The sequence below is a fragment of the Serratia bockelmannii genome (genome assembly GCF_008011855.1).
Lineage (GTDB): Bacteria > Pseudomonadota > Gammaproteobacteria > Enterobacterales > Enterobacteriaceae > Serratia > Serratia bockelmannii.
The window spans coordinates 165,655-182,079 of record NZ_VOUX01000032.1; the positions used below are offsets into that span (position 1 = coordinate 165,655).

Genomic DNA, 16,425 nt, shown 5'->3' on the forward strand with positions numbered 1-16,425 from the left:
TTTGCATCTATATTAATACAGTGAGCAGAGCACGACGGGTGTCGCTTTGCCATCATCGGGTTAATCTGCCCGTGCCACGGTAGGTCTACGGTGGTGGGCTTTTGCCTCTAGTTGGAGGGTTTCAGATGGACGAGTTTAAACCGGAAGACGATCTCAGACCTGATAGCAGCGATCGTCGTCCTACGCGTTCGCGCAAGCCGGCCGCCGCGCCGCGCTTCGCCGTTTCGCGCCAGCATTTGATGATTGGCATCGGCATTTTGGTGCTGTTGCTGCTGATTATCGGCATCGGTTCCGCCCTGAAGGCGCCAACCAAACATGAAGCGGCTCAGGAGAGCGGCGCGCAAAACGGCGCGGCCCGCGATATCAACCTGTCCGGTTCTTCGTCGCTGACCACCGCCAATAACGGCGTGCCGGGCGGCACGACGGATACCCACGATAACAACGGCGTGAGCGCGACTCAGCCGCAGCAACCGCAGAACGTCAGCGTTCCGCCGATCTCCGGCACACCGACCGAAGCGCAAACGCAGCCTCAGCAGGGCGGCGCGCAGCAGCGCGTCGATTTGCCGGGCAACATGGCGGATGCGCTGTCGCAGCAGCAGGGGCAGGTGGATGCCGCGACTCAAGGCATGACCGGCGCAGCGTCGACGCTGCCGACCGCACCGGCGACGGTGATGAGCGGCGCCGCGGCGCGCGAAGCGACGCGTCCTGTGCAGGGCACCGCACCGCAACAGCATAAAACGCCGGCGAAAACCGCCGCCACCAAACCGACCGCGACGCAGCATAAATCACCGACCACGGTGTATACGCCGCCGGCCAAGCCGTCTTCCACCGCGAAAGCGGGAGCGGTCGCCAGCAGCGGCAGTTCACTGCAGTCTGCGCCGGGCAGCCACTATACCTTGCAGCTGAGCAGCGCTTCGCGTTCCGACACGCTGAACGCCTACGCCAAACAGCAGAAGCTGCAGAACTACCTGGTGTACGCCACCAAGCGTGACGGCAAACCGTGGTACGTGCTGGTGAGCGGCAACTATGCGTCTTCTGCGGAAGCGAAGCGCGCCATTGCTTCGTTGCCGGCGGATGTGCAGGCGAAAAAACCGTGGGTCCGACCTGTACACCAAGTGCAGCAAGATCTTAAAAAATAAATCATTTAAATTTGTGCGCTGATGTGCTGTCTGAAACAGAGTACAATCCGCCGCTCTGAATTGTATAAGTAGCTAATTGACGGCATGAAGAAAAACCGCGCTTTTTTAAAATGGGCTGGTGGAAAATACCCGCTGGTAGATGAGATTCGTCGCCATCTGCCGGCGGGAGACTGCTTAATCGAGCCCTTCGTGGGTGCGGGATCCGTCTTTCTGAATACGGATTACGACGCCTACATTCTCGCCGACATCAATAGCGATCTTATCAACCTGTATAACATCGTTAAGCTGCGCACGGATGACTTCGTGCGCGATGCCCGCACGCTTTTCGCCGATGAATTCAATAACTCGGATCAGTTTTACCTGCTGCGAGAAGAGTTCAATACTAGCATCGAGCCTTACCGCCGGGCGCTGCTGTTCCTGTACCTGAACCGTCACTGCTATAACGGCCTGTGTCGCTATAACCTGCGCGGCGAGTTCAACGTGCCGTTTGGCCGGTACAAGAAACCGTACTTCCCGGAAGAAGAGCTCTACTGGTTTGCCGAAAAATCGCGCAATGCCACTTTTGTCTGCGAGCATTACCGCGATACCATGGCGAAGGCCGTGGCCGGTGCCGTGGTGTATTGCGATCCGCCTTATGCGCCGCTGTCGGCGACGGCGAATTTCACCGCTTACCACACCAACAGCTTCAGCATCGCCGATCAGCAGAGCCTGGCGCAACTGGCGCACCAGCTCTCGGTAGAGAGCCAGGTACCGGTATTGATTTCCAATCACGATACCGAGCTGACGCGCGACTGGTACCAGAATGCTGCGCTGTATGTGGTGAAAGCGCGCCGCACAATCAGCCGCAACATTCTCGGCCGCAGCAAAGTGAACGAGCTTTTGGCGCTGTATCGCTAAGCCGGGGCACCCCGGCGCATAACAACTCGACCCTACGTTTGGAGAAGCGGATGAAAAAGTTTTTGATTGCCCCGTCCATTCTGTCGGCAGATTTTGCCCGGTTAGGTGAAGATACCGCTAACGTGCTGGCTGCAGGCGGCGACGTGGTGCACTTCGACGTGATGGATAACCACTACGTGCCCAATCTGACCATCGGTCCGATGGTGTGCGAAGCGCTGCGCAACTACGGCATTACTGCGCCGATTGACGTGCACCTGATGGTCAAGCCGGTGGACCGCATCGTGCCTGATTTCGCCAAGGCAGGCGCGTCTTATATCTCTTTCCACCCTGAAGCTTCCGAGCATGTCGATCGCACCATTCAGCTAATTAAAGAGCACGGCTGTAAAGCCGGCCTGGTGTTCAACCCGGCGACGCCGCTGAGCTACCTCGATTACGTGATGGATAAAATCGACGTGATCCTGCTGATGTCGGTCAACCCGGGCTTCGGCGGCCAATCGTTCATCCACGGTACTCTGGACAAGCTGCGCCAGGTGCGCAAATTGATCGACGACAGTGGTCGAGATATCCGCCTGGAAGTCGACGGCGGTGTGAAGGTGGATAACATCGCTGAAATCGCCGCCGCGGGCGCCGATATGTTCGTCGCCGGTTCCGCCATCTTTGGCCAGCCGGACTACCGCAAGGTGATCGACGAGATGCGCAGCGAGCTGGCGAAGGTTACCCATGGCTGATTTCGGCGCGATCCGCGCATTGGCCTTCGATCTGGACGGCACGCTGGTCGACAGCGCGCCGGGTCTGGCGGCGGCCATCGATATGGCGCTGGAAGAGACGGGCCTGCCGCAAGCGGGTGAGGAACGGGTCGGCACCTGGATCGGCAACGGCGCCGACGTGCTGGTGCAACGCGCGCTGCGCTGGGCGGAAGCGGAAGGCACGCCGGCGCAGTGCAGCCGGCTGCGTGAGCGTTTCGACCATTTCTACGCGCAGACCGTTGACAGCGGCAGCCGCCTGTTCCCGCAGGTGCAAGAGACGCTGGTCCGCCTGGCCGCACACGGTTACCCGATGGCGCTGGTGACTAACAAGCCGACGCCGTTCGTGGCGCCGCTGCTGGCATCGTTGGGCATTGGCGATTATTTCTCGCTGGTGATCGGCGGCGACGACGTGACGGAAAAGAAACCGCACCCGGCACCGCTGTACCTGGTGCTCGGCAAGCTTGGGCTGCGTGCGCATGAACTGCTGTTCGTTGGCGACTCGCGCAACGATATTCAAGCCGCACAGGGCGCCGGTTGCCCGAGCGTCGGCTTTACCTACGGTTATAACTACGGTGAATCGATCGCCCTGAGCCACCCCGATCGGGTGTTGGAGCGCTTCGCCGATTTATTGCCCGCTCTTGGGCTGTCATCTTTAGAGAATCAGGAAATTTAAACATGAGTAAGCCCATCGTATTTAGCGGCGCGCAGCCGTCCGGCGAACTGACCATCGGCAACTACATGGGTGCGCTGCGTCAGTGGGTGCAGATGCAGGACGACTACGACTGCATCTACTGCATCGTCGATCTGCATGCCATCACCGTTCGCCAGGACGCCGAGAAGCTGCGCAAGGCCACGCTGGATACGCTGGCGCTGTACCTGGCCTGCGGTATCGATCCGGAAAAAAGCACCATCTTCGTGCAGTCGCACGTGCCTGAGCACACGCAGCTGAGCTGGGTGCTGAACTGCTACACCTATTTCGGCGAACTGAGCCGCATGACGCAGTTCAAGGACAAATCCGCGCGCTACGCGGAGAACATCAACGCTGGGCTGTTCAGCTATCCGGTGCTGATGGCGGCAGACATCCTGCTGTATCAAACCAACCAGGTGCCGGTGGGCGAAGACCAGAAACAACACCTGGAGCTGAGCCGCGACGTGGGCCAGCGTTTCAACGCGCTGTACGGCGACGTGTTCAAAGTGCCGGAGCCGTTTATTCCTAAATCCGGCGCGCGCGTGATGTCGCTGCAGGAACCGACCAAGAAGATGTCCAAGTCGGACGACAACCGCAACAACGTGATCGGCCTGCTGGAAGATCCGAAAGCGGTGACCAAGAAGATCAAACGCGCAATGACCGACTCGGAAGAGCCGCCTGTCGTGCGTTACGACGTGGTCAACAAGGCGGGCGTCTCCAACCTGCTGGATATTCTCGCCGGTGTGACCGGCAAGAGCATCGTGCAGCTGGAAGCCGAGTTCGAAGGCCAGATGTATGGTCACCTGAAAGGCGCGGTGGCGGAAGCCGTCTCCGGCATGCTGGGTGAGCTGCAGGAGCGCTATCACCGCTTCCGTAACGACGAAGCCTATCTGCAGCAGGTGATGCGCGACGGCGCCGCCAAGGCCCGCGCACGCGCGCAGGAAACCCTGGCGAAGGTCTATCAGGCCGTCGGTTTCGTACCGCCGCAGGCATAACGCCGGCGCAAATAGAAAAAGCGGCCACAGGCCGCTTTTTTTACGTCGGTCTTACGCCATTTGCGCCAGGTTGGCAGGCGATTCTTCGCTGGCGAACCAATTGAGCTTGCTGCGCAGGCTGACCACGCTGCCGACGATGATCAGGCTGGGGCTGGCGGCCTGCAATGACAGGGAACCCAGTTGGCGGAGCTCCCCTTCGATCACCCGTTGGCGGCAAGAGGTGCCGTTTTCCACCAGTGCCACCGGCGTGGCGGCTGGCAACCCGTTAGCGATCAGCTGGCGCTGGATTTCAGCCGCTTGCGACAGCCCCATATAGAACACCAGCGTCTGTTGCCCGGCGGCCAGCGTCGCCCAATCCAATCCACCGTCGGCCTTGGCGTGGCCGGTCACCAGGCGCACGCTCTGCGCATGGTCGCGGTGGGTGAGCGGGATGCCGCTGTAGGCGGAACAGCCCGAGGCGGCGGTAATGCCCGGCACCACCGAGAACGGCACGTTGGCGTCTGCCAGCGTCTCCAGCTCTTCGCCGCCGCGGCCGAAGATAAAGGGATCGCCCCCTTTCAGGCGCACCACGCGTTTGCCTTGCTGCGCCTGCTGCAGCAGGATTTGATTGATCTGCTCCTGCGGCACGCAGTGGTGGCCGGCGCATTTGCCGACGAAGATACGCTCGGCGTCGCGGCGCACCAGCGTCATGATCTCTTCGGAGACCAGCCGGTCGTAAACCACCACGTCGGCCTGCTGGATTTGTTGCAGCCCTTTCAGCGTAAGCAGGCCGGCATCGCCCGGCCCGGCGCCCACCAGAACCACTTCACCGCGATCTGCCGGCTGTTCGCTGAACAGCTGCTCGAGCTGGCGTTCAGCCAGCGCGGCGTCGTCGTTGGCCAGCGACTGCGCCAGCCGATCGTGAGCGAACAACCGTTCCCAGAAGCGCCGACGCGCGCCGAGGCTGCTGAAGCGTTGTTTTACCCGCTGGCGCAGCGAGCCGCCCAGTTGGGCCAGCTTGCCGAGGTGCTGTGGCAGCATCGCTTCCAGCTTCTCGCGCAGCAGCCGCGCCAACACCGGCGCTTTGCCGCCGGAGGACACCGCGACCATGATCGGCGAACGGTCGATAATCGACGGCATGATAAAGCTGGCGCGTTTCGGATCGTCCACCACGTTGCAGAACACCCGCTGCTGGTTGGCGCACTGATACACCCGTGCGTTGACCTCTAGCCGGTCGGTAGCGGCGATCACCAGCCATTTTTCCACCAGCAGGGCCGGGCTGAATTCGCCTTCGGCCAGCGTCAACCGGCCTTCTGCCGCCCACTGGCGGAACTGCGGGGTGAAGTCTACGGCGTTGACGGTCAGCGCCGCACCGGCGTCCAGCAGCAGGCGCGCCTTGCGTTCGGCGATCTCGCCGCCGCCGACCAGCAGGCAGGCTTTGTGTTGCAGTTGGCAGAAAATCGGCAGGTAGTCCATCGGCACTCCTCGGGGGTAATCAGTGTGGGGGCGAAATGCGCCCCCGAAAACTTAGGCGGTCTGACGTACGGCGGCTTTCGCCGCCTGCGGGCGTTCGGCGCGCGGCGTGGCGTACCAATACCCCAGACCCATTAGCACCGAGCCGGACAGGATGTTGCCCAGCGTCACCCACAGCAGGTTGTGGCCGATGCCGGCGAGGGTGTAGGCCTCGCTGTGGTTGCCGAACCAGGAGAGGGCAAACAGCGTCATGTTGGCGACGGAGTGTTCGTAACCCGAGGCGATAAAGGCCAGCAGACACCACCAAATGGCGATGAACTTGGCGGCGCCTTCTACGCGGATCGCCATCCAGATCGCCAGGCAAACCAGCCAGTTGCACAGCACGCCCTTGAAGAACAGCACCTCGGCCGGCGCGGTGGTTTTTGCCAATGCGGCGCTGTGCACCAGACTGGTATCCACTGGCAGCAGGCTACCGCCGCCGTAGTAATACATCAGCGCCACCAGCACCGAGCCGAGCAGGTTGCCGAACCAGGTTTGCGGCAGCACTGCCCACATCTGGCTTTGGCGGATGGTGCCGGCCTTGACGCCGAGCGTCAGGAACATCGTATGGCCGGTGAACAGTTCGGAACCGGCGATGATCACCAGCGTCAGCGCGATGCCGAAGGTGGCGCCCATCACCAGCGGCCGCACGCTTGGGTCGACCAGGTTGCCGAGGGTGAAGATCAGGATGATGCCAAGGCCGACGTAGGCGCCCGCCATCGCCGAGCTGATCCAGAAGCCGAGCGGGCTCTCCTTCGCCAGGCGGACGATGCGCGCCGCGTTGGCGGCGCATTTGTTTATCGTGTCGGTAAACATGTTGCCTCCCGAAAGGTTATGCCGCGACTTGCACGATGCCGTCGACCACCCGGCTGGCGAAGCTGGCGACGGAACGGCTGTCATCTTCCAGACAGTGACCGTCGTACAGGCGGAAATGCTGTTTCTTCAGCGGGCTGGCGACCCACAGTTCGCCCTGATGCTCGGCGATCAGCCCGCGTGACAGCACGCTGGCCTGGGCGAACGGGTCGATATTGCTGATGGCGAACACCTGTTCGTCGGCATAGGGGCGGAACACCGCCACCTGCCGATCGCCGATCAGGGCACATACGCCGGTGCCGGGCAGAATGTCGGCGACGGGACAAACGGTAATCCACTGGCTCATGCGTGGCTCTCCTCGGTATCGATCAGGGTGACGGGAATGCGCTCATCAGGGCGCGCCGGGCGGTGCTGGTCGCGTTCGGCCACTACCTGCACATTCGGATCGCGCAGCGGGCTGTTGATGAAGTGAGCGAAGCGAAGCTGCGTTTCCGGATGCTCGACGGTCTCTTTCCACTCGCAGACCACCGCGTCGCGCAGGCGGGCGATCTCCGCTTCCAACTGCTCGTTGATGCCGAGCTTATCGTCGACGATCACCTTGCGCAGGTAATCGATGCCACCTTCCAGGCTCTCCAGCCATACCGAGGTACGCTGCAGCTTATCGGCGGTGCGGATATAGAACATCATGAAGCGGTCGAGGTAGCGCACCAGGGTCTCGCGATCGAGATCGGCGGCCAGCAGGTCGGCGTGGCGTGGTTTCATGCCGCCGTTGCCGCAGACGTACAGGTTCCAGCCGTTCTCGGTGGCGATGATGCCGACGTCCTTGCCCTGCGCTTCGGCGCATTCGCGGGTGCAGCCCGAGACGCCGAACTTCATTTTGTGCGGGGTGCGGATGCCTTTGTAGCGATGTTCCAGCGTGACGCCGAAGCCGACGCTGTCGCCGACGCCGTAGCGGCACCAGGTGCTGCCGACGCAGGTTTTCGCCATGCGTAGCGCCTTGGCGTACGCGTGGCCGGTTTCAAAGCCGGCGGCGAGCAGCTTGCTCCAGATGGCCGGCAGATCGTCTTTCTGCGCCCCGAACATGCCGATACGCTGCGAACCGGTCATTTTGGTGTAGAGGTTGTACTCCTTGGCGATCTGGCCGATGGCCAGCAGGCCATCCGGGGTGATTTCGCCGCCGGCGGAGCGCGGGATCACCGAGTAGGTGCCGTCTTTTTGGATATTGCCGAGGAAGTTGTCGTTGGTATCCTGCAGCGGCGTATGCTGCGGCTTGAGGATGTACTCGTTCCAGCATGAGGCCAGCAGCGAGCCGACGGTCGGTTTACACACTTCGCAGCCGTAGCCTTTGCCGTATTTGGCCAGCAATGCCTCGAACGACTTGATGCCTTCGACGCGGATCAGGTGGAACAGCTCCTGGCGTGAATAGGCGAAGTGTTCGCACAGGTGGTGGTTGACCTCGATGCCTTGCTTGCTCAGCTCGGCGTTCAGTACCTGGGTGAGCAGCGGGATGCAGCCGCCGCAGCCGGTGCCGGCCTTGGTTTCGGCCTTTAGCGCCGCCACGGTGTGGCAGCCTTTGTTGACCGCCTGGATGATGTCACCTTTGCTGACGTCGAAGCAGGAGCAGATCTGCGCGCTTTCCGGCAGCGAATCTACGCCGATGGCCGGTTTGCTGCCCGCATGGGCCGGCAGGATCAGGCCGTCCGGGTTTTCCGGCAGCTCGATGCCGTTCAACGCCAGCTGCAGCAGGTTGCCATAATCGCTGGTGTCGCCTACCAGCACCGCGCCGAGCAGGGTTTTATTGTCGGCGCTGACCACGATACGTTTGTAGACTTCTTTGCTTTCATCCAGATAAACGTAGCTGCGGGCGCCTTCGGTGCGGCCATGGGCATCGCCGATGCCGCCGACGTCCACGCCCAGCAGCTTCAGCTTGGCGCTCATGTCGGCGCCCTGGAAGCCGTTTTCGCGGTCCAGCAGGTGATCGGCGGCCACCTGCGCCATTTTGTACCCCGGTGCCACCAGGCCAAAGGTGCGATCGCGCCAGGCGGCGCACTCACCGATGGCGTACACGTCCGGATCAGACGTTTGGCAGCTGTCGTTGATGGCGATGCCGCCGCGGCGGCCAACCTCCAGCCCGCACTGACGCGCCAGCTTGTCCTGGGCGCGGATGCCGGTGGAGAACACGATGAAGTCCACTTCCAGCAGGCTACCGTCGGCGAAATGCATGGTTTTGCGCGCCGTGCCGCCGCCGTTGACGATCTCCTGGGTATTTTTGCCGGTGTGAACCTTGACGCCCATGCGCTCGATCTTGTGGCGCAGCTGGTCACCGCCCATCGGGTCGAGCTGTTCGGCCATCAGTACCGGAGCGAACTCGATCACGTGCGTTTCCACCCCCAGGCTTTTCAGCGCGCCGGCGGCTTCCAGCCCTAACAGCCCGCCGCCGACTACCGCACCGCGTTTGCTGCGGCGCGCGCAGGCTTCGATGGCGTTCAGGTCTTCGATGGTGCGGTAAACGAAGCAGTCCTGGCTATCCGAGCCCTTAATCGGCGGGATCCACGGATAGGAACCGGTGGCCATGATTAGCTTGTCGTAATAGACGGTGCGGCCGGTGTTGGAGTGGATCACTTTCTCGTCACGATTGATGGTGATAGCGCGTTCGCCGACCAGTACCTTTACGCCGTGTTTTTCGTAAAAGCCTTCGCGCACCAGCGACAGCTCTTCGGCGGTGTGGTGAGAGAAGTAGGAAGAGAGGTGCACGCGATCGTAAGCGATACGCGGCTCTTCGCAAAATACGGTGATTTCGAACTGGTCTTTGTCTGCTTTATCCAACAGATCTTCGATGAACCGGTGGCCGACCATGCCATTGCCGACGACGGCAAGTTTGACTCTGCTCATTATTGCCTCAAAATTCTGGTTTCCTAGGGTTACCTTATCCCTCCCGATGAGCAATTTATTGATGCAAATCAATCACACTCCCATATACCTCCAATGTGGTATATAAATGATTTTTCACGTTTTTTGATAAGTTGCGGATTTTATTCATCTTTAGCTGAAGCGAGTCAGTTTGCAGGTAAATTACCCCGCAGGGAGTAAACGCAAGGGGTAGGCATGGCACGGCGACTTTGTCAGCGCGATCCGCTGCCAGTATGATGAAGAAAACCAGCGCAACGGCAGAGGTGAAGGGTGGCGAAACGTCCATTGAAGTTTATCGACAACCTGCGTTTAAGCGGGCATGAAGGATTGTGGCAACTGGCAATCGAGCAGGGGCGCATCGCGCATCTGGTGCCACAGCCGGAAGGACAGGAGTGGCGCAGCGACGTGCTGGATGCGCAGGGCGGGTTGGCGTTGCCGGCGTTCGTCGAACCGCATATCCACCTGGATACCACGCAGACCGCCGGTCAGCCGGCCTGGAACCAGTCCGGCACGCTGTTCGAGGGCATTGAGCGCTGGGCTGAACGCAAAGCGCTGCTGACTCATGAAGACGTCAAACAGCGCGCCTGGCAAACGCTTAAGTGGCAGATCGCCAACGGCGTGCAGTATGTGCGCACCCACGTCGACGTTTCCGATCCCACGCTGACCGCGCTGCGCGCCATGCTGGAGGTGAAGCAGGAAGTGGCGCCTTGGGTGACGCTGCAGATTGTCGCCTTCCCGCAGGAGGGGATCCTTTCCTACCCCAACGGCGAAGCGTTGCTTGAAGAAGCGTTGCGGCTCGGGGCCGACGTGGTGGGCGCCATTCCGCACTTCGAATTCACCCGCGAGTACGGCGTGGAGTCGCTGCATAAGGCGTTCGCGCTGGCGCAAAAATACGATCGGCTGGTGGACGTGCACTGCGATGAAATCGACGACGAGCAATCGCGCTTCGTCGAGACCGTGGCGGCGCTGGCACTGAAGCTGGAGATGGGAGCGAAAGTCACCGCCAGCCACACCACGGCGATGCACTCTTACAACGGCGCTTACGCCTCGCGGCTGTTCCGTCTGTTGAAGATGTCCGGCATCAACTTCGTCGCCAATCCGCTGGTGAACATTCACCTGCAGGGCCGTTTCGACAGTTACCCGAAACGGCGCGGCGTGACCCGAGTGAAGGAGATGCTGGAGGCGGAGATCAACATCTGTTTCGGCCATGACGACGTGTTCGATCCTTGGTACCCGCTCGGCACCGCCAACATGCTGCAGGTGCTGCACATGGGGCTGCACGTGTGCCAGCTGATGGGCTATGGCCAAATCGACGACGGACTGAAGCTGATCACCCACCATAGCGCGCGCACGCTTAACCTGAGCGACTACGGCCTGGCGGCCGGCAACAGCGCCAACCTGGTGATCCTGCCGGCGGAAAGCGGCTTCGACGCAGTGCGTCGCCAGACGCCGGTGCGTTATTCGATTCGCCAGGGTGCGGTGATCGCCGAAACGCGGCCGGCGGAAACCACGCTGCATTTGCAGCAGGAGGAGACGGTGGATTTTCGGCGCTAAGGCGCAAAAAAAGGGCGCCTTGCGGGCGCCCTTGATGTATTTGATGCGAAGAAATCAGTGCGTTACGTGACCGTGGCTGCGGTGCTTGGTCACGAAGCCCAGCAGCAGACACATCACAAACACCGCCATGTACAGGCCGTTGGCGGTGGTCAGCGCCGCATGCGCGCCGCCTTTCGCCACGATCGGGCCGGTGACCACGAAGGTCAGCATGGTGCCGATGGTGCCGCAGGTCAGGATAAAGTTGACCAGTTTCGGCGAGGAAGCCTTGGTCTGCAGCGAGCCGAGGGTGATCAGCGTGGTGTAGATGGCGCTGGAAACGAAGCCCAGGGCCATGATGTAGTAGCCCAGGTGCTCCGGATTGTCGGTGCTGACGAACAGGTACATCGCGCCGGTAGCCAGCGCGGCCAGCACGGTGACGATGCGTTGCAGATCGAAGAAGCGCAGGATGAAGCTGAACACCCACATGCCAACCATATAAGAGGTCCAGAAGTCGCTCACCAGCTTACCGGCCTGGCCGATGTCCATGTTGAACGACTTGGTGGCGTACTCAGGCACCCACTGAATGAAGCCCAACTGGCCGAGGATGTAGCACAGCGCGGCGATCGATAGGAACAGCACGCCGATGCCCCATTTTTCTTTCTCGACTGGTTGACCGGCATCGGCGCCTTTCTTGCCCAGCACCGGGAAGTCGGAGCACAAGGTCAGCACGAAGATCCCCACGTACAGCAGGCCGATGCAGGCATAAACCCAGTACCAGCCGATATGGCGGGCCAGCAGCATCGCGGCGACGATCGGGAAGATCATCCCGGCCATGCTGAAGAAGGAATCGGTGAACAACAGGCGCGAACCGCGCTGGCGGCCGGCATACATGTGGGTGATCAGGAAGGTGCCGATCGACATGGTGATGCCGCTCACCACGCCGAGGATAAACATGCACAGCGAGAACATGGTCAGGCTCTTGCCGAGCATCAGCCCCGCGACTGCCAGCACCATCAGGACAAAGCCGAAGATCAACTGACGCTTCAGCGGGATGATTTCCATCAGCCAGGCATTGAGGAAGATCGAAATCAAAATACCGGCGTTGAGGAAAGTAAAGGTGTTACTCATGCTGGAAACCGGCAGATTAAAGTACTCTGCAATGTTTCCCATCACCATCCCTGTGACGATCACTAAAGCACCGGTCAGCGCGTACGAAAAGAAGCTGATCCAGGTAAGCCGTATGCGGTTACTGTCATTCATTGTATAGGCCTGAATATGTCTGTTAGAGGTTTTAAAGCTGGCATAAGGCCGCTGGCTTTTCCTGGCAAACGCAGAAAAAAGTCCCGATCAGGCCACCAGGGGGCGGATCCTAGCACAGACAACGGGATTTTTTGTGATGGCTGTCGATTTTTTGATGCAACCCATGAAGGGATGATACGCATTATTGTGATCTATTTGCGTACCGTCACAATGGAATCACGGTGGACGATCGTCGGCTCAAACCGGTGCGCCGGGGTGGCAGGGTCGATCAGCCTGCGCGCCGCGTATTGGGCCATTTCGCTGATGGGAAAATGTACGCTGCTCAACGCCGGGCGCACGAAAGGTGCGCGTTCGCCGCTGTCGTAACAGATCAAGGAGATATCCTGCGGTACCCGCAGGCGGTGCTCGTTGATCGCCAGCAGCGCGCCGATCGCCATCTCTTCGTTGCAGCAGTAGATGGCGCTGGGCCGTGCGGTTTGCTGCAGCAGATGATCGGCGCAGCGGTAACCGCTTTCCAGATCGTAGACGCCCTCCAGACAGGCTACCGGCTCGATATTCGCCGCCTGCATAGCCTCTTCAAATCCTTGCAGCCGCAGGCGGCTCGACGGGCGCTCGCGCGGGCCGCTGATGCAGGCGATGCGCCGGTGCCCGGCGTCGAGTAACTGCTGCGTCGCCATGCGGCTGGCAAGCGGGTGATCGAAGGTGACGCAGCGGTCTTCCAGCCCCGGCACCAGACGATCGAGCAACACGAAATCACGTTGCTCCGCCGCCAGCTGGCGCAGCCGATCGTCGCTGAGAAAACGCACGTGCAGGATCACGCCGTCGCAGCGCAGGCTGAACAGCCGCTGCACCGCCTGCCATTCGTTTTCGGCACTGTTGCGGCCCTGGGTCACCAGCAGCTGCTTGCCGTGGGATTCGGCCTCGGTCTGCACGAAGTCCATCAGCGCGCCGAAGAAGCCACCGCGGTACGACGTCGTGACCAACCCGAGGGTATTGCTGTGGCTGGAGGCGAGCGCACGGGCCGCCGGGTTGGGGGTATAACCGAGCTGGGCGACGGCGCGTTCAACCTTCTCGCGGGTCGGCGCCTTGACGTTGCTGTCGCCGTTCACTACCCGCGATACGGTGGCGCGCGATACGCCCGCCAGCGCCGCGACATCTTCCAGTGTCACCATCGTCCAACTCCTGATTACGGCTAAAAAAATGGGTTCGGCGTGCCGAACCCCTGTCATACCGCGCCGGCGCTTACCTGAACTGCGGCAAGTACGGCGCGTTTATCGTCAACACCTCGTCCAGCAACGGCTGTGCCAGGTTGGCGTTGCCCACCAGCGGGTTGGCGATCAGCGCCAGCAAGCCGCTGCGGCGATCGCCGTGCACTGCCGCCTCGATGGTCAGGCGCTCGTAGGCTTTTACCTGCTGCGTCAGCGCCTGCATCGGTTCCGACAGCGGGCCGAACGTCAGCGGATGCGCGCCCTGGGCATCGACGATACAGTTGATTTCTATCACAGCATCGTCCGGCAGGCCATGGATTGCGCCGCGGTTTGCGGTGTTGACCACTAATTGCGTGCCGAGATTATTATGGATAGCACGGATCAGCTCCAGCGCAACTTCGGAATAGAAAGAACCGCCGCGGAAGCTGAGTTGCTCCGGTTTACTGTTCAACTGCGGATCGGCATACAGCTCGAACAGCTCTTTTTCTACCTGCATCACCTGCTCGGCGCGGGTGCCGCGCTCGCCGGCGGCAGCCATCTCTTCCGCCAGCATCTCGCGGGTCTGGTAAAAATAGCGGTGGTACGGGCAGGGGATGGCGCCGAGCGCGCGCAGGAAGTCCGGCTGCCAGGGCTCTTCCTTGATGTTGTTCATGGTCAGCGCCGCGCCGTCGCACAACATGTCGATCACGTTGCCGGTGACGTCGCGCCCCTGCTGCGTGACCTGATGCACCCAGACCATGTGATTCAAACCGGCGAACCGCAGCTGCACGTCGGCGTAAGGCGCCTGCAGCATGTTGGCGATCATGTGATGCATGCTGATCGGTACGTTACACAGGCCGATGATCTTCGCTTTGGTAAAGCGGGACACCGCCTCGGTGACGATGCCGGCCGGGTTGGTGAAGTTGATGATCCAGGCGTCCGGCGCCAGCTTTTCCACCCGACGGGCGATATCCAGCATCACCGGAATGGTGCGCAGCGCCTTGGCGAAGCCGCCGACGCCGGTGGTCTCCTGGCCGAGCAGCTGGTATTTCAGGCCCAGCCGTTCATCGGCGGCGCGCGCCGGCAGTTGCCCGACGCGGAACTGGGTCAGCACGAAAGCGGCGCCGTGAATGGCGTCGTCCAGCGCGAAGTGCACGCTGACCTTCACCTGTTCCAGCCCGTGGCGCGCCAGCATGCGGCGGGTCAGGGCGGCGATGGTTTCCACTTTTTGGCGGCCTGGCTCGACGTCCACCAGCGCCAGTTCGGTGACCGGCAGCTCATCGATGCGTTGGATCAGCCCATCGACCAGTTCGGGAGTGTAGCTGCTGCCACCGCCAATCACCGCGATTTTGAGCGTGTTCATGAGCGGCCCTCCGTCTGTGACTGACGGCGATAGAGCTCGATCATGTCGTCGGCCAGATCCTGGATGACCATGGCGTTCATCAGATGATCCTGCGCATGCACGGTGATCAGGTTGATCGCCAGCTTGCCGCAGCCTTCGTCCAGGCCGATCAGCTCGGTCTGGATCAGGTGCGCCTTCTTCACCCATTCTTTGGATTCGACCATGTGTTTGGCCGCGGCGGCGAAGTCACCGGCGCGCGCTTGCCGCAACGCCATCAACGCATTACTGCGCGCGCTGCCGGAGAACACCAGCAGTTCCATGATGGTGCTTTCAAACTCGGGGCTGACTTCAGTCATCAATTCACTCACGTCATTTCTCCAGGGGTTGCGCGGCTACGCCGCCGTGGGATACCTCAGTATCCGTTCTTTTATAATGAGAGCGCTCTCATTTATATAGGGTAACGGCAACGGGTGTGCAAACTGGGAGGTAGATCGCAAAAAACGCCCCGGGGCGGCGCTGGGCAAAAAATGCGTGACGCGGTTGGCAAAAAAGCCTTCTGCGCCCATACTTTCCGCAGCAAAATTCAGGGCCGCCTAGGATATGTCCCGTAATTGGGTAAATATAGGTAAATGGCTGGTACTTGCCGATACAGCTCTTTAGAATCAAAGCGCTTTTCCGTTGTTTGTCTCTCAGAGAAAGGACCCGTTAATGTTCAAACGTACTTTAGTGACCTTCGTCGCGCTGTGTTCCCTGACAGCGATGGCGCCAGCGGCGCTCGCCGCCGGTGAAACCCACGTCATGCTGACCACCTCGGCAGGGAATATCGAGTTGGCGCTCGACAGTCAGAAGGCACCGGTTTCCACCCAGAATTTCGTCGATTACGTGAACAGCGGGTACTACAACAACACCATTTTCCATCGCGTGATCCCGGGCTTTATGGTTCAGGGCGGCGGTTTCACCGCTGACATGCAGCAGAAATCCACCAAGGCGCCAATCAAGAACGAAGCCGACAACGGCTTGCGCAACCTGCGCGGCACCATTTCGATGGCGCGCACCGCCGACAAGGACAGCGCCACCAGCCAGTTCTTCCTGAACGTGGCGGATAACGCCTTCCTGGATCACGGCCAGCGCGATTTCGGCTACGCCGTGTTCGGCAAAGTGGTGAAAGGCATGGACGTCGTGGACAAGATCGCTCAGGTGCCGACCGGTAACGTCGGCCCTTACCAGAATGTGCCGACCAAACCGGTGGTGATTCTGTCGGCCAAGGTGTTGCCGTAAGTTTTTTGGCCGATCCCGCCGGGGTCGGCCGTCCTTCCTCACGAAGCCTTGCCTTCATCACTGTTTTCTCCCGTGCCCCATGCTCTAATCGGCAGACAATAACCAGACCGGAAATCCGGCGTTCGCCCTTTGTTGTCTCTGGATGA

The 16,425-nt window shown here is 60.8% G+C and carries 15 protein-coding genes; 7 read left to right on the forward strand and 8 right to left on the reverse strand.

The window, feature by feature from the left end:
* The first annotated feature begins 125 nt into the window (after nt 1-125).
* From FOT55_RS16340 to trpS, 5 genes are all read left to right on the forward strand, one after another.
* Nucleotides 126-1,139, forward strand: a complete 1,014-nt coding sequence (locus FOT55_RS16340; RefSeq protein ID WP_049206049.1) for an SPOR domain-containing protein — start codon at nt 126-128, stop codon at nt 1,137-1,139.
* 84 nt (nt 1,140-1,223) lie between these two features.
* Nucleotides 1,224-2,036 carry an adenine-specific DNA-methyltransferase gene (gene dam / locus FOT55_RS16345; RefSeq protein WP_147823726.1) on the forward strand — a complete coding sequence of 271 codons (813 nt, stop codon included), beginning with the start codon at nt 1,224-1,226 and terminating at the stop codon, nt 2,034-2,036.
* Between the two features lie 50 nt (nt 2,037-2,086).
* A complete protein-coding gene (gene rpe / locus FOT55_RS16350; protein ID WP_004930320.1) occupies nt 2,087-2,764 on the forward strand; it encodes a ribulose-phosphate 3-epimerase in 678 nt (225 codons plus the stop codon).
* The gene (locus FOT55_RS16355) at nt 2,757-3,455 is read left to right on the forward strand and encodes a phosphoglycolate phosphatase (protein WP_043138894.1); all 699 of its coding nucleotides are present in this window, start codon (nt 2,757-2,759) and stop codon (nt 3,453-3,455) included. The genes rpe and FOT55_RS16355 overlap by 8 nt, the downstream gene beginning before the upstream one ends.
* Nucleotides 3,456-3,457: 2 nt before the next feature.
* Nucleotides 3,458-4,465, forward strand: a complete 1,008-nt coding sequence (gene trpS, locus FOT55_RS16360) for a tryptophan--tRNA ligase (protein ID WP_043138891.1) — start codon at nt 3,458-3,460, stop codon at nt 4,463-4,465.
* 51 nt (nt 4,466-4,516) lie between these two features.
* Here trpS and cysG read toward each other — a convergent pair whose 3' ends face one another.
* The 4 genes from cysG to nirB are packed head-to-tail and all read right to left on the reverse strand — an operon-like array spanning nt 4,517 to nt 9,661.
* Nucleotides 4,517-5,920 carry a siroheme synthase CysG gene (gene cysG, locus FOT55_RS16365; protein WP_147823727.1) on the reverse strand — a complete coding sequence of 468 codons (1,404 nt, stop codon included), beginning with the start codon at nt 5,918-5,920 and terminating at the stop codon, nt 4,517-4,519.
* Between the two features lie 51 nt (nt 5,921-5,971).
* Nucleotides 5,972-6,772 carry a nitrite transporter NirC gene (nirC, locus tag FOT55_RS16370; protein WP_141999090.1) on the reverse strand — a complete coding sequence of 267 codons (801 nt, stop codon included), beginning with the start codon at nt 6,770-6,772 and terminating at the stop codon, nt 5,972-5,974.
* 16 nt (nt 6,773-6,788) lie between these two features.
* Entirely contained in the window at nt 6,789-7,115 is a 327-nt protein-coding gene (gene nirD / locus FOT55_RS16375; protein WP_019456155.1) for a nitrite reductase small subunit NirD, read from the reverse strand.
* Nucleotides 7,112-9,661 carry a nitrite reductase large subunit NirB gene (gene nirB / locus FOT55_RS16380; RefSeq protein ID WP_147823728.1) on the reverse strand — a complete coding sequence of 850 codons (2,550 nt, stop codon included), beginning with the start codon at nt 9,659-9,661 and terminating at the stop codon, nt 7,112-7,114. The genes nirD and nirB overlap by 4 nt, the downstream gene beginning before the upstream one ends.
* A gap of 303 nt (nt 9,662-9,964) precedes the next feature.
* Between nirB and FOT55_RS16390 the strand changes: the two genes are divergently transcribed.
* A complete protein-coding gene (locus FOT55_RS16390) occupies nt 9,965-11,233 on the forward strand; it encodes a cytosine deaminase (protein WP_269149658.1) in 1,269 nt (422 codons plus the stop codon).
* Nucleotides 11,234-11,287: 54 nt separating this feature from the next.
* Here the strand turns inward: FOT55_RS16390 and tsgA are convergent, their stop codons facing one another.
* From tsgA to FOT55_RS16410, 4 genes are all read right to left on the reverse strand, one after another.
* Nucleotides 11,288-12,472 carry an MFS transporter TsgA gene (gene tsgA / locus FOT55_RS16395; RefSeq protein ID WP_147823730.1) on the reverse strand — a complete coding sequence of 395 codons (1,185 nt, stop codon included), beginning with the start codon at nt 12,470-12,472 and terminating at the stop codon, nt 11,288-11,290.
* 191 nt (nt 12,473-12,663) lie between these two features.
* Nucleotides 12,664-13,644, reverse strand: a complete 981-nt coding sequence (locus FOT55_RS16400; protein ID WP_147823731.1) for a LacI family DNA-binding transcriptional regulator — start codon at nt 13,642-13,644, stop codon at nt 12,664-12,666.
* 70 nt (nt 13,645-13,714) lie between these two features.
* Nucleotides 13,715-15,022, reverse strand: coding sequence for a 6-phospho-beta-glucosidase (locus FOT55_RS16405; RefSeq protein ID WP_025304526.1), 1,308 nt, complete (start codon nt 15,020-15,022; stop codon nt 13,715-13,717).
* On the reverse strand, nt 15,019-15,357 hold the full coding sequence (locus FOT55_RS16410) for a PTS lactose/cellobiose transporter subunit IIA (protein WP_025304525.1): 339 nt from the start codon (nt 15,355-15,357) through the stop codon (nt 15,019-15,021). The genes FOT55_RS16405 and FOT55_RS16410 overlap by 4 nt, the downstream gene beginning before the upstream one ends.
* A gap of 352 nt (nt 15,358-15,709) precedes the next feature.
* On the opposite strand from FOT55_RS16410, the gene ppiA reads away from it, so the two are divergent.
* Nucleotides 15,710-16,279: a peptidylprolyl isomerase A gene (gene ppiA / locus FOT55_RS16420; protein WP_025304524.1), complete on the forward strand. Its 570-nt coding sequence runs from the start codon at nt 15,710-15,712 to the stop codon at nt 16,277-16,279.
* Nucleotides 16,280-16,425: the final 146 nt, after the last annotated feature.